Annotated in this window: 16 protein-coding genes; 9 read left to right on the top strand and 7 right to left on the bottom strand. The window is 46.5% G+C overall.

All coding sequences use genetic code 11. The features are described 5' to 3' along the window. Positions 1–67 precede the first annotated feature (67 nt). From NSQ57_RS19570 to NSQ57_RS19555, 4 genes are read left to right on the top strand one after another with little or no spacing between them, the layout of a single operon-like run. Positions 68–1309: a sialidase family protein gene (locus tag NSQ57_RS19570; protein WP_029518290.1), complete on the top strand. Its 1242-nt coding sequence runs from the start codon at positions 68–70 to the stop codon at positions 1307–1309. Next, positions 1309–2535: a sialidase family protein gene (locus tag NSQ57_RS19565; protein ID WP_340933046.1), complete on the top strand. Its 1227-nt coding sequence runs from the start codon at positions 1309–1311 to the stop codon at positions 2533–2535. Before NSQ57_RS19570 ends, NSQ57_RS19565 begins: the two co-directional genes overlap by 1 nt. 33 nt (positions 2536–2568) lie before the next feature. Then, positions 2569–3789 (top strand): glycosyltransferase family 4 protein, encoded by a 1221-nt coding sequence (locus tag NSQ57_RS19560; RefSeq protein WP_340933045.1) that lies wholly within the window; start codon positions 2569–2571, stop codon positions 3787–3789. Positions 3790–3820: 31 nt separating this feature from the next. Next, positions 3821–3994, top strand: coding sequence for a hypothetical protein (locus NSQ57_RS19555; protein ID WP_165148594.1), 174 nt, complete (start codon positions 3821–3823; stop codon positions 3992–3994). A 65-nt stretch (positions 3995–4059) separates the two neighbouring features. Here NSQ57_RS19555 and NSQ57_RS19550 read toward each other — a convergent pair whose 3' ends face one another. Beyond that, positions 4060–4482: a hypothetical protein gene (locus NSQ57_RS19550; RefSeq protein WP_340933042.1), complete on the bottom strand. Its 423-nt coding sequence runs from the start codon at positions 4480–4482 to the stop codon at positions 4060–4062. 25 nt (positions 4483–4507) lie between these two features. Continuing rightward, positions 4508–4855 (bottom strand): hypothetical protein, encoded by a 348-nt coding sequence (locus NSQ57_RS19545; RefSeq protein WP_029518294.1) that lies wholly within the window; start codon positions 4853–4855, stop codon positions 4508–4510. Positions 4856–5100: 245 nt separating this feature from the next. Between NSQ57_RS19545 and NSQ57_RS19540 the strand changes: the two genes are divergently transcribed. From NSQ57_RS19540 to NSQ57_RS19530, 3 genes are all read left to right on the top strand, one after another. Continuing rightward, on the top strand, positions 5101–5748 hold the full coding sequence (locus tag NSQ57_RS19540; protein ID WP_029518295.1) for a DUF1796 family putative cysteine peptidase: 648 nt from the start codon (positions 5101–5103) through the stop codon (positions 5746–5748). Then, on the top strand, positions 5741–6367 hold the full coding sequence (locus NSQ57_RS19535) for a DUF1796 family putative cysteine peptidase (RefSeq protein ID WP_340886304.1): 627 nt from the start codon (positions 5741–5743) through the stop codon (positions 6365–6367). The genes NSQ57_RS19540 and NSQ57_RS19535 overlap by 8 nt, the downstream gene beginning before the upstream one ends. A 131-nt stretch (positions 6368–6498) precedes the next feature. After that, a complete protein-coding gene (locus NSQ57_RS19530; RefSeq protein ID WP_340933040.1) occupies positions 6499–7431 on the top strand; it encodes an NAD-dependent epimerase/dehydratase family protein in 933 nt (310 codons plus the stop codon). A 66-nt stretch (positions 7432–7497) separates the two neighbouring features. On the opposite strand, the gene NSQ57_RS19525 is transcribed toward NSQ57_RS19530, so the two are convergent. From NSQ57_RS19525 to NSQ57_RS19505, 5 genes are all read right to left on the bottom strand, one after another. After that, positions 7498–7824: a PTS sugar transporter subunit IIB gene (locus tag NSQ57_RS19525; protein ID WP_340933038.1), complete on the bottom strand. Its 327-nt coding sequence runs from the start codon at positions 7822–7824 to the stop codon at positions 7498–7500. Between the two features lie 29 nt (positions 7825–7853). Then, on the bottom strand, positions 7854–9290 hold the full coding sequence (locus NSQ57_RS19520) for a glycoside hydrolase family 1 protein (RefSeq protein ID WP_342425186.1): 1437 nt from the start codon (positions 9288–9290) through the stop codon (positions 7854–7856). 70 nt (positions 9291–9360) lie between these two features. Next, entirely contained in the window at positions 9361–10656 is a 1296-nt protein-coding gene (locus tag NSQ57_RS19515; RefSeq protein WP_029518300.1) for a PTS transporter subunit EIIC, read from the bottom strand. A gap of 18 nt (positions 10657–10674) precedes the next feature. Next, positions 10675–11043: a PTS lactose/cellobiose transporter subunit IIA gene (locus tag NSQ57_RS19510; RefSeq protein ID WP_029518301.1), complete on the bottom strand. Its 369-nt coding sequence runs from the start codon at positions 11041–11043 to the stop codon at positions 10675–10677. A 122-nt stretch (positions 11044–11165) separates the two neighbouring features. Next, positions 11166–13091, bottom strand: coding sequence for a BglG family transcription antiterminator (locus tag NSQ57_RS19505; RefSeq protein WP_342425185.1), 1926 nt, complete (start codon positions 13089–13091; stop codon positions 11166–11168). 159 nt (positions 13092–13250) lie between these two features. On the opposite strand from NSQ57_RS19505, the gene NSQ57_RS19500 reads away from it, so the two are divergent. Then, positions 13251–13649, top strand: a complete 399-nt coding sequence (locus NSQ57_RS19500; RefSeq protein WP_029518303.1) for an RrF2 family transcriptional regulator — start codon at positions 13251–13253, stop codon at positions 13647–13649. A 112-nt stretch (positions 13650–13761) separates the two neighbouring features. Beyond that, positions 13762–14667: an NAD(P)/FAD-dependent oxidoreductase gene (locus tag NSQ57_RS19495; RefSeq protein ID WP_342425184.1), complete on the top strand. Its 906-nt coding sequence runs from the start codon at positions 13762–13764 to the stop codon at positions 14665–14667. Positions 14668–14690: the final 23 nt, after the last annotated feature.

Below are 14690 nucleotides of genomic sequence, written 5' to 3'. Positions count from 1 at the left end.
GAAAAAAGTACATTTTGATAGAAATACTTCAGGCGTATCTATTTATATAATGAAGGGAATGCTCGCGATGCCTTTGAATTTTCAGGTGACACCCAGCGGCCTGCCCAAATTTGAGCCTAGTGTTGCTGTTAATTTACTGAATCCGAATATTGTTATAGCTGTAGCTGTTGATTTTAGCAGTGGGCCTCCCTTGATTGGACTGTATCGCTCATTGGATGCCGGAGCGAACTGGACGGATACTTTATTGCCGATTCCGCCGGGTTATACAGGAGCCGAGGCAGGAATGGTAGCCTATCTGTTCCCCAATATTTTTATCGTATCCGCGCATGTATTTCCGGGCAATGAAAACGGGGCTATCGTGATCTATCGCTCTACGGACGATGGAGCCTCTTTTGCTCCTCCCGTGGTCATTAACCCGGGCTATGGAGATTACATTAATAATGACTGGACTAATATTACGACGGATAATGCGGGGGCAAGTCCCTATCTCGGGCACGTCTATGTCACGTATAACCGCCAATATAATGTGGATTTTAATGCTCAATCTGCGGCCTTCTACCAGCGTTCCACCGATGGAGGACTAACTTGGGACCGACCGTTAATGCTCTCCAATATCCAATCCTCAACGGAGCGGCCTGAGCCTGCGGTCGACAAATATGGAAGCGTATATGTCAGTTGGATTCGTACGGGACCGCAAACACCAGCTTTTTTTATCCGACGCTCCTTTGATGGCGGGGCAACCTTCAGCGGGGATATTCTCGTATCCAATATAACGCTTGTGCCCAATCCTTTGCCCGTTCCTGGTTATGACTTTCGGATATTGAATTTCCCCAGCTTGGCCGCGGACTGCTCGGGTGTGCCTTCCACAACAAATACGCTATATGCCGTGTGGCAGGACTTTGGTCAGGGATACAGCAATATTTTGTTGTCCAAATCAAGCGATTTTGGCGGTACCTGGAGTGCTCCGGTCATTGTGACAGACAGCCCGCCCGGCTCGCAAAATTTTTTCCCTGCAATTTCAGTGTCGCCCAAGACGGGACTGGTCGTTGTCGTGTACTATACCAATCGCGTGGACGGCTTTAATCTGGATGTGTTCGCCGCAGAGTCGTCCGATGGAGGTAACACCTTTACGAACAGTCGTCTCACGACGACCTCCTTTAACCCGAATGTCGGTGGAGGCGAATCAGAGCTGATCGGTGATTATATTGATGTCGCCATTGTACCGCCGAACAGCTATATTTCCGTCTGGACAGATACGCGCACAGGCAGTTTGACGATATTTGCGGGTGTACCGGGGGGTGGAGCCTGATGCCGAACGTACAGCTTACGCCTAACGGAAGGCTGGCCCAGGAGCCGAGTGTAGCTTTCAACCTGCTCGACGGTACCATTGTGTCTGCGGCTATCGATTTTACGACAGGGCCGCCGTTGACGGCGGTATACCGTTCAGGTAACGGCGGTGCCTCTTTCACACAGCAGATTTTACCGCTACCAGCCGGCTATGTAGGGGCGGAATCCCATAGCGTCAGCTACGGTTTTCCCAACTTGTTTGTCATAGCCTGTCACGTATTTACCGCAGACGGTTTGAGCGGTACCATCGCCACTTATGTGTCGAGAGACAACGGTAATACATTTGATCCGCCTGTGATTGCCCAGCGAGGGTATGGGACATTTGTCAATAATGTTGAGGTCAGCGTGAAATTCGATACTTCTCAGGTCAGCTCCTATACCGGAAATATCTATTTATGTTATACGCATCAGTACAATCCTGACTTTTTCGGCGGATCAGTCATGTTCTTCCAACGTTCGCAGGATGGAGGGATCACATGGGGGACACCCGTGGTGCTCACCGCTGGCTCCAATCAGATTACGCGGGGGGAAATCACTGTGAGCATTACAGGGGTGATTTATGTCGGGTACATTGTCACAAATCCGGTTAACCAATATCAGGTCATTGTGTCCTTCAATGGAGGGACAGCATTTAGTTCCTCGCTACCTGTATCTTCTGTGGTCCCGGTTCCGAGTCCGTTGCCCGTGGCCGGCTTTGGTTTCAATGTGCTGCCGGCAGCTAACATTGCCGTGGATCGCTCTACGAGCCCGAATCAGGGAACACTTTATGCGGTCTGGCAGGATAATCGGGCAGAGTATGCGGATGTGCTGCTTGCCAGGTCGGTGAATGGTGGATTAAGCTGGACTGCACCGCAATCGGTGACAGGGGCCAGTGCAGGGGCACAGCATTTTTTCCCGGCTATTGATGTTTCGCCTGTGACCGGCGTGATCAAGATCGTATATTATACCAATCAAATAACGACCTCTTTATTAGACGTATTTGTGGCCGAATCAACGGACGGAGGAAGTACATTTACGAACCTCAGAGTAACAGACAGCTCCTTTAATCCTAACGGGATTAGTCCGGTTCCAGTCGTTACAATCGGTAATTTTATTGATGTAACGATCGTGCCGAATAATGGGTTTTTTGCGGTCTGGACAGATGCGTTATCGGGTTTCCAGCAAATTTACGGAAGCAACGGAATGTAGCTCAGCGTACGAGACAGAGGAGGTGAGGCTGTTTTGAAAATTTTGTTGGCTACGTACTGGCCGATTCCTCATTTGGGTGGCGTATGGCCCTTTATGATGCAAATTAAACGGAGACTGGAGCTACTGGGTCACACGGTAGACTTGATGGGAAACGGACCGGATACACCTAAATACCATATTGTTTTTGAAGATAGGGAGCTACTGAAGGGTCAACTGCTGCCCCTGCTGGATACGAAGCTGAATGAATCGGCTGTCCCTGTATTACATTTGGATTCATGGGTGCAGACGGTGGAAAAGGATCGATACTGTATGGAGCTGGCAGCGGCGTATTTCGGGGTCGAGCAGTATGATGTGATTCACACGCAAGATGTCATTGCGACGCGTGCGCTAAGTCGGGTCAAACGCAAAGATAGCGCGTTGGTAGCGAATATTCATGGCTCGCTGGCTCGTGAAGTTATGATGGCTTTGGAGCGGGATCATGAGGAGGGTTACCGTGAGACGCTGATGTGGAAGTATTATTGGGCGCTAGAGCACTATGGCGCTCTATCCGCGGATATTACCATTACGTCTACAGAATGGATGAAACAGACGCTTGTGCGTGAGTTCGAAGTGCCTGAGCAGCAGATTGCTACTTTCCAATACGGATTGGATACCGAGCACTTCTGGGAAGTCCACGCCCGGGGAACGGACATGATACGACCTGAGGGGAAAAAAGTTATCATTTGTCCTTCACGGCTGGTCTATATCAAAGGGCTGCATTATTTAATGAGCGCTCTTGGCTTGCTGAAAGCAAGTCGTACGGATTGGGTTTGCTGGATTGTCGGGGAGGGAGATAAAAGGGAAGAGCTTCAAACACAGGCGAAGGAGCTAGGGCTGGAAGAAGACGTGGTTTTTCTGGGGCATCGTGAAGATGTACCTGCTCTTTTACAACTGGCGGACCTTTTTGTTCATCCAAGCATACAGGACAATCAGCCGTTTTCGGTCATGGAGGCGCAGATTATGGGGCTTCCGGCAGTGGTATCGGATGCAGGCGGACTGCCGGAAATGGTGAAGCATGAATACACCGGACTGGTCTCCCCTGTTGGCGATGTGGAGGCACTGGCAGCTCATTTGCAGCATTTGCTGGCTCAGGATAAAGTGCGGATAGTCATGGGGAATCGTGCCAAAGCATGGGGGACCGCGCATTGGTCTCTGGATGTTATGATTGAACGACTCGTGAATATTTATGGTCAAGCGCTGAATCAAGTACGTTGAATACGTTGATTCAATAGTTAGGAGGGAGAGCATGACTTTTCCTGTCGTTGGAGACTTGTACAACCGTATTTTTGAAATCCAGCAATCACACCCGGATCTGAAGGTCGATTACGCCATATGGAACCGAATTAACACTTCGTTGCCAGAAGATTATACGCTGCCGGACGCTGACATTTTAGAATGTCTGAAGCAATCCGCGCCATGAGAATACAGACCCTATAAAAAGGCAGGTTGGGCTTAAAACTCCCACCTGCCTTTAGTTATTTCAGCTCATTGTCCATCCGGGTTTTCGTCCATCGAATCTACATACACAGAGCCTCGAACCATGAGTGGTCCTGTAACAACAGCACGGCGGTCGGCTGATTGTACGGTTAGGCAGTATACATAAGGCTCTCCCTGTGTTCCCGTTTCCTCATAGATTAACTCGGCAAATCCCTCCTGATAACAGGAGTCCTGCAGCCAATCCAGCATAGGTCCCTGCTCATCGTTGCGGCGCAATCGAATGTCTAGCTCCCCGATATCCCAGTTGAGCAGCGGATTTTCCCATGCCAAAGAGACTTCAATGACAATACGTCCTTCAGCTTCACTTGCAGGAATGATCAATGTAGAGAGCACGCTCTCCTGTTCGGTGACCTGAAAAGGCAGTGCATATGTGCCTGGCTCAGCTTTGTTTTGAACTGAATATTTCAACATACCTTCTTCCTCCTCTGCCCGTTCATTAGGGTGTCACGGTAAAATGACTGGCTGTACGCTTAGCGACAACGTTCCCGTTTTCCAAAAATTCAGCCAGGATAAACAGCGTTTCTGGATTGTAAATATTCGTGATCACTCGCAGATAAAACGGATTTTGGGCTGCCTCCATATCCTTGAGTTCTAGCACGGAGTCAGCTTCGGGAGAAGGGCCCAGTCGAAGAAGTTGCCGCCTAAAAACACCACTGTCATTCCCCATTTCCAGCAACACATCGACGGCCCTCTTTTCACGATTGAAAAAGGTCACATGGCAGCTTTGTATATGGGCGCTGTGGTAAGCGAGATGGTGATCGATGGTTAAAAGAAACACGGACATATGATGATGCCTCCTTGAATTCCGTTAGGTTACCAGCCTTAATATGATATGAAAAATAACCGGGATTGGACTGGATAGTTGTACGCCTCTTTGACAAAAAGCGCATCGGTGTCCAACCCTTTTCGCCGTGCTGTGCATGTAATGTAGAGTGGAACAAACTACGGCCCGAAGTCCCTTTTTCGACTACAGAAGAAGGATAGAGTAGGAACTGAGAGAAGGGTCGTATTAAAAAAGGAGGCACGGCTATGAGACTCGCACAGCTGGCAGGGGAATATGAAGCGGTCTTCAGTCTGGGGCAAAACTGTACACCTGCCATTCAATTGGAAAAGAACCGTTTGCGGCCGTTTGCCGGGGTACTGGATTGGATGATGTCTGACACGCTGTCCGATGTGAACCGCTTGCTTGAAAATCGGTTTGCCGGATTTATGGAATTGCCCAATTTGAGTGTCGTTGGTACGAGCCAACTGAATTATATGGTCAGAGATATCGCTTATAATGTGATCTCGGTACATGATTTTCCGCAGGAGCGCAATACGTCCTCAGATCTGGTGACCTATCCCGAGTTCAAGGAAAAGATAGACCGTCGTATTGAACGTTTTTTTGCAAAAACACAGATGGCGAAGCGCAGCTTGTTCGTCCGTATGCTGGGAACCTATGAAGAAGTAGAGGAACTGGAACGTATTTTGTCAGGCATGGTAGCGAATGAATTTTGTTTGTTGGTAGTGAATTGTTCCGGCGTAACGGAGTTGACGGAGGTGGATTGGCAGCTTCCGCATGTATGCGCGGTGGAAATGCCTTTTGCCGATGTATGGAATTACAAGAGTGATCCGCATTGGCGTACTCTTTTTAAAGGGATGACCTTGTCTTCGGAAAGGGGAGGACGTCGTGCTTGAGCGGTTGCAGGGGGATTATGATGCTGTATTCAGTCTGGGTGGACATTGCTTGCCTTCCATTCAGCTGGATAAAAACGGACTGCGTCCCTATGCGGGTCCGCTGGACTGGATGATTTCCGGTAACTTGTCACAGATCAGTCGCTTGCTGGACGCCCGTTTTGCCGATTTTATGGATGTTGACAGTCTACGTGTCACGGGACATGATTACGGAGAACATAACTTCATGGTCGAGGATGCAAACTATGAGATTATAGCGGCACACCATTTTCCGGTTAGCCAAAATACATCGGAGCAGCTGACTTCCTACCCTGCATTCAAAACGACGCTTGATCGCCGCATCGCACGTCTACTGGATCAATTCACGCTTGCGTCCCGTCTGCTACTGGTTCGTCTTGGAGGCAATCGGGAGCAAGCGGTGGAACTACATGATGTGTTATTACAGAGGATTACACATGATTTTCGCTTGTTATACGTGGATTATACAGGGACTGATGGTGTGACGGAGTTGGATTGGGGATTGGAGCGGCTGGTTTCAGTGGAGCTGCCGCCTGAGGATATATGGAACGGTCAGGATGGGATGTGGCGTTATATGCTGGAAAATGTGAGACTGCACGTCTGAGGTGCTGAGATTCTAGAGACACACTATAGATTGTCTTCGGACTGTGCGTGTGCCTGCGCCAAGCTATAGGGAGTCGCATAACATGATGCGAAGGGAAGTCATATGCTTCGGTTCAAAAGGAGGGTGAGCTAGTGAAGGCTTTGGTCACCGGGGGAGCTGGATTTATTGGTTCTCAGCTGGTACGTGCGCTTGCTGATTCGGACATCAGAGTACATGTGCTGGATAATCTGACGACCGGAAATATGGCAAATGTGGACCCGCGCGCGGTCATGCATATTGCGGATATTCGCAGCTCTGAAGCTAGGACGTTGCTGATTCGGGAAAGCCCGGATATTGTGTTTCACTTGGCCGCACAGGCTGATGTGCAGCAATCCATCCATCAACCCGATGAGGACGCGGATGTGAACGTGCTGGGGACGATTCATTTGTTGCAGGCTTGTCATGAAGCTGGTGTGTCAAAATTCATATTTGCTTCCACATCTGGCGTATACGGAGAGCTGCAAAAGCAATGTATACAGGAAGACGATCCCGTGGAGCCCATTTCAGGCTACGGACTGTCCAAGCTGACCGCAGAATCGTATATTCGACTTTTTTATCGGCTGTACGGTATGAACTACACGATTTTGCGTTATGGAAATGTGTACGGTCCCGGTCAGGCCGCGAAGGGAGAGGGTGGTGTTGTCGCTCTTTTTATGGAGCGGCTGAAAAAAGGAAGCCCCTTGCTCATTCACGGCGATGGGACGCAAACTCGTGACTTTGTGTACGTCAAGGATGTAGTTCGAGCGAATATGGCGGCTATTCATGCAGCGGATCAACGCACAGTACATGTAAGTACGGGACGAACGACGTCCATCAATCGACTGGCCTACGATTTACTGAAGCTGCATGGTTCGTCTGTCCGCCCTGTGTATTCACCAGCGCGAGCTGGAGACATTCACCATAGCTGTCTTAGTAACGCAGTCGCCAGACATTGGCTTCGTTGGGAACCGCTATACGGCATTTCTGCCGGTTTACAGGAAACGTATGTGAGTAGTATGGGCTCAGGCAAAGAAGATATGTCGTGATAAAGAGCGCGCAACTCAAGAAAGAGACTGAGGGAATTCTCAGCCTCTTTTTCATTTGAATAGCAATTAGATGTTCTCGCCAGCCAGCTTAAAGGCTTGATCTAGGACAGCTGCACCGTTCCCTCTACCATAAGCCAACGTGTCAATGACATCTACTGGGATACCATAGGGAGCTGCAATTTCGGTGACTGCCTTTTTACGCATCCGCACTTGAGGTCCGAGCAAAATAACAATCACGGAATCTGTAATGCCTTCCAGCTCTTCCTTGATGGTGCTTTCGGGGATGGCTTCGATGTTCAGCTCTATGGATCTTGCTGCTGCTTCTTTTTTCATTTTAGAAACCAAAATGGATGTGGACATACCCGCAGCACATGCCAAAATAATTTTTTTCATATTTGAGCGCCTCCAGAATTCATTTTTAACTACTTGTACTCTTCATCCAGATCAGCAATAAATGAGCGTTCTTTGATCGCGGCCTGATACCAGTAGCCGGATTTCTTCAAATGTCGACTTCGATCATTGTCCAGGTTAATTTCTACCAGTCCATAGCGATTTTTAAAAGCATTCATGGGAGAAACGTTGTCTGTAAAGGCCCACAGCATATAACCTGTACAGTTGGAGCCCGCTTCTACAGCTTGTAATGTGTAGTACAAATGCTCTGTTATAAAGTCAATACGATAGTCGTCCTGAATGATGTGTTCCTCATTTTTGAAAGCAGCTTCATTCTCAATACCCATACCATTTTCTGCGACAAACCACTCGATATTGTGATATTCGTTCTTAATGCGCATTCCCATATCGTAAATGATTTTAGGATAAATCTCCCAGCCTCGTGACTTGTTCATTCTTTTACCCGGAAGATCAAAATGCTCATAGTAGTAAGAGGGGTGGAAGGGGGTGTTTTCGTTCCACGCTTTACTCTGCGCTTTGACCCGATGGGGATAATAGAGATTGATTCCGACGTAGTTAACGGTATTTTCCTTAATCACGGCCAGATCTTCCGTTGTAGCTTCAAATGCAATATCATGCTTGCCCATGAGATCGAACAATTCTTGTGGGTATTCGCCTTTAATAAGCGGGTCCAGAAATACTCGATTGTAAAATAAATCATACACATGTGCCGCATACTGGTCATGAGGGGCGCTTGATCGGGCATAAGTGACTTCAGGATTCAGAATAACGCCTATTTTAGCCCCGTGCTGACTATAGTTTTTTGCTTTGAAAAGCTGTACGCACTTTGCGGTTGCCAGCGTTTTATTATAGTTCCATTGCATCCACTTCCGCGTATTTTGTTCATAGGGATAGCGAAGGGCATCTAGATAGACACGAGTCTGTACAACAATGGGCTCATTAAACGTAAACCAGTGCTTGACCCGATCGCCGTACCGTTCAAACACTTTTTCCGCATATTTTACAAATAACTCCACTACATGCTTGGAAGACCAGCCTTCATATTTATCCAGCAGGTAGGCAGGGACCTCATAGTGTTCCAGACAAATCATCGGCTCGACTCCGCTTGCAATCAGCTCATCAATGACCCGGCCCATATAATCCGCATACGTTTCATCCACCACTACATTCTCATAATCCGTTAAGAAGCGGGACCAATTAATAGAAGTACGATAATGGGTTAAGCCAATCTGCTTCATCAGCGCAATATCTTCGGTATAGCGATTATAAAAGTCGGTTGCAACCGCGGGTCCATATCCATTGTGCCAGACATAGCGGCCATTTTTGTACCATTGGTCCAGGAATGAGTCCTGGCCTTCTTTTTTACCGCTCCATCCCTCTGTCTGCCAGGCGGAAGCCGCTGCACCCATGATGAAATTCGATGGAATTTGTATCGTATGTTTAGCCATGACATGTTTCTCCTTTTCATTGTATAAAGAATGCGTTTTCAATTAATTAGTGTATTTCTATAGTAGCGCATTATTCAGTCGTTCGCTTGTTGGCAATTTTGACGAACGGGAAATAAATGATAATCGCTACCACAATGCAAACGATCTGAGTGACGACGGCTCCAATGCTTCCACCTGTAGACAGGTAGGCATTAATAATAGGCGGAGTAGTCCATGGAACCATGACGACGGCTTTACCTGCAAATCCAAGCAACGTCGAGAAGTAACCAATCGTTCCTGTGATGAGCGGAGTAATAATGAAAGGGATAGCCATCAATGGATTCAACATAATCGGAAGTCCGAAAATGACAGGCTCATTAATATTAAACAGACCTGGGCCGAGCGAAAGCTTTGTTATTTCCTTCATATCTTCACGCTTGGAAGCGATCATAATACAAATCAAGAGGGCTAGCGTAATCCCTGAACCACCGATACTCATATATACGTCCCAGAAAGGCATCGTAATAATGTTCGGAATGGGCAGTCCTTGCTCATAAGCAGTCATGTTGACAGTAATCGCGCCAAGCAGCAGGGGTTCACGAATGGGCTTTACCATTTGGTTTCCGTGAATACCGATCACCCAGAAGATTTGCGCAACCAGCATCAGCACCAGTATACCTGGCAGTCCCTGTACTACGGCCTCCAGAGGTTTTTGCACCACATTATAGACAGCATCGTACAGATAGAGTCCCGTAAACTTATGAAAAAAGAATCCAAACATGGAGAAGACAGTCACCGTAATAATGGTAGGAATGAGTGCGGAGAATGAAACGGCCACATTGCTGGGAACACTTTCAGGCATTTTGATTTTTAGCTTGTCGGACTTACCCAGTTTGCTGTATAGCTCGACGGACAGGATGCTTATGAAAATCCCTAAGAACAAGCTCTTGGTATCCGTAAATTGACGGGCTATGACGTCTGTTACTTTTTGCATGTCACCGTTAACCATCAACTCTATCGTGGTTGGTGTCACAGAGATAAAACAGATTAAAGCAAGCAAACCGGGGAAAAGATTTTTCTCACCATTAATTTTTCCTAGCTCCAGACCAATCATGAAAACAGCCAGAATGGTAAGGATATTCAAGCTGGCATAGTTAATGCCTGAGAAAATCGGTTTGTACTCAGCCAGGAATGAGAATGGCCTAAAATGGGCCAAACCATTGACTGGGTCCATGACCATATTGGAAATCAGTACAGCAAAGGCCCCGACAATAATAACGGGCATCAATGTGATAAAAGCTGATTTGATCGCTATAATATATTTAAAATTGTTGATTGCATTTGCTACCGATGTGAGGCCGTCAACCAGTTTGTCTTTGAATGCCATGGGATAGCGTCCCTCCCTCTACGATTTCGGTACGAATTGATCCATGCGTTCATACAGGTCTACAAACTCTGAGGCCATATCGCGAATGGTGAGTGCATTCATCAAATGATCTTGAGCATGTACCATCATGACAGACATCTCTGTTTTTTCACCCGCTGCTTCCTTACGGATGATTCTGGTTTGAATCTTGTGGGAGGACACCAGTTCTTTTTTTGCTGAGGCTAATTCTTCTTTGGCTTCACGAAATTTCCCCGCCTTTGCAAGCTCAATCGCCTCCATGGCGGAGCTGCGTGCATTCCCTGCGTATAATATAATTTGGAATACAATCTCTGTATCATCCATGTCCTCCATGTTCACGTCGTGCTCTGTAGATTCATCATGATTCACGTGATCCTCTCTCCTTTCAATCCTCTCTTCGTATGGCTATTATGATTTGGAATCGCTTTCAACATAACACACATTATTTCCTCTTCTTAACGGAAATCAATCGTTCTTCATACTCCTTATGTTCAACTATTTTTATGCAACACTTCTATGAATTCTGTATACGTTTTGCAGCGAATAAGCTGCTGGACGAGCTGTTCATTATTTAAAATTTCAAGCAAGATATGATACATAGTCTGTAAATCTTCTGATTTCGTACGCTGTATACAGAGCATACAAATAAACTGTACCGGCTTGCCATCCCAATCGATTGCTTTTTGTAATGTACAGATGGCCCAAAATGTGGAATCTGCGAAAGGTTCCATCGGATGCGGGATCGCGACAAAGTTGCCAAATGAAGTGGGGGAAACGGCTTCACGCTCTATCACGGATTGCAGTAGAGGGCCTTTTACAAGATCTGCTTCGTGTATTTTTTCGGCTATAAATTCAAGCACTTGGAGTTTGTTCTCAAACTTCTGCTGAAGGAAGACCAATTTTTTTCGTACATACTGCACAGCAGGAAGTCTGACCTCAGAAATGGCTTGTTCAATTTTAGTAATATCAGAACTGCCCAAAAATGTATTCACATGGATCATAGGGATAGAAAGCGGTTCTGAAATGGGGATCGTGCTAATGACAAAGTCCAGTGTATCCAACGGCATTTGTTTCAGCTTATAAAGTTCAGTGGTTCCCACGATATCCAACCTTGAACCGAAGACCGATTGAAGCTTATAATACAGCAGCTTAGCACTGCCGAGTCCAGAAGCACATACGATCATACATCTTTTGGGTGCATCCTCCATTTTCTTTCTTTCCATCGCGACTCCGATATGAATGGCTAAATATCCAATTTCATTTTCCTCGATGTGTATATGAAGCCGCTGCTTGATGACCTCCGCAGCAATGATACCTGCTTCAAAGGCAAGCGGGTAATTGGCTTTGATTTCATCCAGCATAGGATTACGCAAATTCATTCCGTATTGATAACGGTTGATCACTGGTTTGAGGTGAAGGCAAAATGCAATCAGCAATTCTTGATCGTGTTGAATGTTCATCTTCAACTGCTGATCAATTTGGTCTAGTATTTCGATAGTCAGTTCGTAGATATCTTTATCAATGATCTTTTTAATCTCCACTTCATCCATACGTGCACTAACGACGGTCCTTACACCCAACAGGTGAACAGCAATGTACGCAACTTCAACAAGTGGAAAGGAGGGCTTCATGTTTTGTTCCAAGGCGGATACGATCTCAGTCGCCACCCTAAACTCTTTTTGCGCTTCGATTTTTTTCATCTCTTGCGGATAATACGACACATACCTTTCTTCACGAATTCGCTTACATGCTATAGCAATATGAATGACCAGATTGTTCAGGGCAATGTCCGATAACTGAATATCATGGATCTCAATACGATCCAGAATCACTTCTCTTATGAATTCCATCTCTTCGTTAGAGATCAGAGGAGGGTGGGACATCTGCTGCTCGCCTATTTCATCTGTCCTACTGAATATATAGTCGGAAATGCAATAACGCAGCTTGGCCTCATTCCCTTTGACTCGAATACCATGATAGGGTTTATTCTCCAGAGATAGTCCGTAAGTTGCCAGCAGCTTGCGCAGTTCTTTGAGGTCATTCTGTAAAGTGGATCGACTAACATACAGGATCTCGGCTAAATCATCAAGTTTGACATATGCATTGGTAAGCAATAGCTTTTTCATTAAAAAACGATTTCTAGCTTCAGAAGAACTCGCTAATGGATAGGGCCCATTATTTTCATCATCCTTTAATTGCTTCAGCAGATGATGAAATGCTTGTTCGTCCCGAATCTCTAACTTGTAGCCTGTTCCTTTAAGGGGTTTAACTGCTGCTCCATGCTTTGACAACAGCGCACCCAATTCCTTTAAATCCGTTCGTATCGTTCGAGAAGATACCTTCAATGCATTTGCCAAGTGTGCTCCTTTGACCATCTGTTCAGCAACCAATATACGAAGAATATCAAAAATACGCACAACGAGCCCCCTCTCTTAGCTGTTTCTGATGAACAGTATACAACGGTTAGAGCGTAACCAAAAGAAGGGTTGACAACAGCGTGAATCCTAGATGATCTTGACACACTCGCAGATTCGGCGATATAGTAGATACAATAAGTCTTTGATTGAGGTGTAGTTATGAAATTTACAAAAGCAACGAATTATGCTCTGCACACTATGCTCATGCTCGTTACTGATTCGTCGGTTAAGCCGGTAGGTGTTCAGCAACTGGCTGAATCCCAAAATGTTTCACCAACTTATCTTTCAAAAATTTTGACGAGGCTTGTGAAGGCTGGAATGATCGAATCCGTTTCTGGAGCCAATGGAGGTTATCGCCTATCCCGTCATAAAGATGATATTACTTTTTTGGATATTATCCATGCCATTGAAGGTACGAATTCTTTGTTTGAATGTGATTTCGTCCACGGTTCTGAGTGCCTGATTCAAGCTGTAATGAGGGAAGCAGAGGAGAAAATGGAACGACATCTAAAAAATACGAAATTGGTCGATTTGGCGCAAAAGCAAGCACAAGTGTAAAGTGAGCGATTTTATATAGAAAGAGGGTGGTTGCCAGTTATGTAAAGCGTTTTTTTTTGTTTTATTGGAGATATAAAGAGTCTTTAATATCTTTTAAAAGGAGTTGGGTGTTGTGATGTACGATTGCGCTATTATTGGGGGAGGGCCCGCCGGATTGAATGCAGCCCTCGTGCTTGGCAGGGCAAGGAGAAGTGTGGCCTTGATTGATAATAATCGGCCCAGAAATGCGGTTACGCATGCGTCGCATGGTTTTATTACAAGGGACGGCGTAACGCCATCTGAGTTCCGCCGTGTAGCTTATGAGGAAGTGCTGCGTTATCCGTCTGTTCATCATTTGCAAACCGAGGTTGTTTCGATTATGAAAAACGTATCCGGATTTGAGGGGTTTGATTCGTCAGGCCTTCGCGTTCAAGCGCGAAAATTGATATTAGCGACGGGCGTGAAGGAGATATTCCCCAAGATCGAAGGTTTTTATCCGTTATACGGGAAAAGTTTGTTTAATTGCCCTTATTGCGACGGTTGGGAGCTGCGGGATCAACCGCTTGTCCTTGTCTCTGAATCGGCGGCTATATTTCATACAGCCAAACTACTCCTTAATTGGAGCAAGGATTTGATCGTCTGTACGAACGGTCATGCATCCCTGTCGGACGAGCAAAAAGAACGGCTTCAATCCAAGGGGATAGTAGTAATAGAGCAACCTGTTGCGGCGTTCATCGGCCACAATGGAAAGCTTGAGCACGTGCGCTTTACGGATGGCACTCAAGTCCCGAGGATCGGCGGCTTCGTGACTCCCCAGTTTGTACAAAGTGCACCGTTTGGAGAACATTTGGGCTGTGAAAGAACGGAGTCGGGCGGGATCAAGACGGATGAAGCGGGGAGAACCTCCATACCTGGTGTATATGCTGCTGGGGATTCATCGTACTTCATGCCTTCTCAGTTGATTTTTGCCGCGGCCGACGGCAGTCGAACTGCTGCGAGCGTAAATATGGATTTGACAGAGGAAGATTTCAACGAATGACGAGAAATTGGAAATGTCCAATA

Origin of the sequence: Paenibacillus sp. FSL L8-0502 (genome assembly GCF_038593055.1) — a bacterium.
Classification (GTDB): Bacteria; Bacillota; Bacilli; order Paenibacillales; family Paenibacillaceae; genus Paenibacillus; species Paenibacillus polymyxa_D.
The sequence above is the reverse complement of the archived record's forward strand: the minus strand, read 5'-3'. Positions and strand labels throughout refer to the sequence as shown.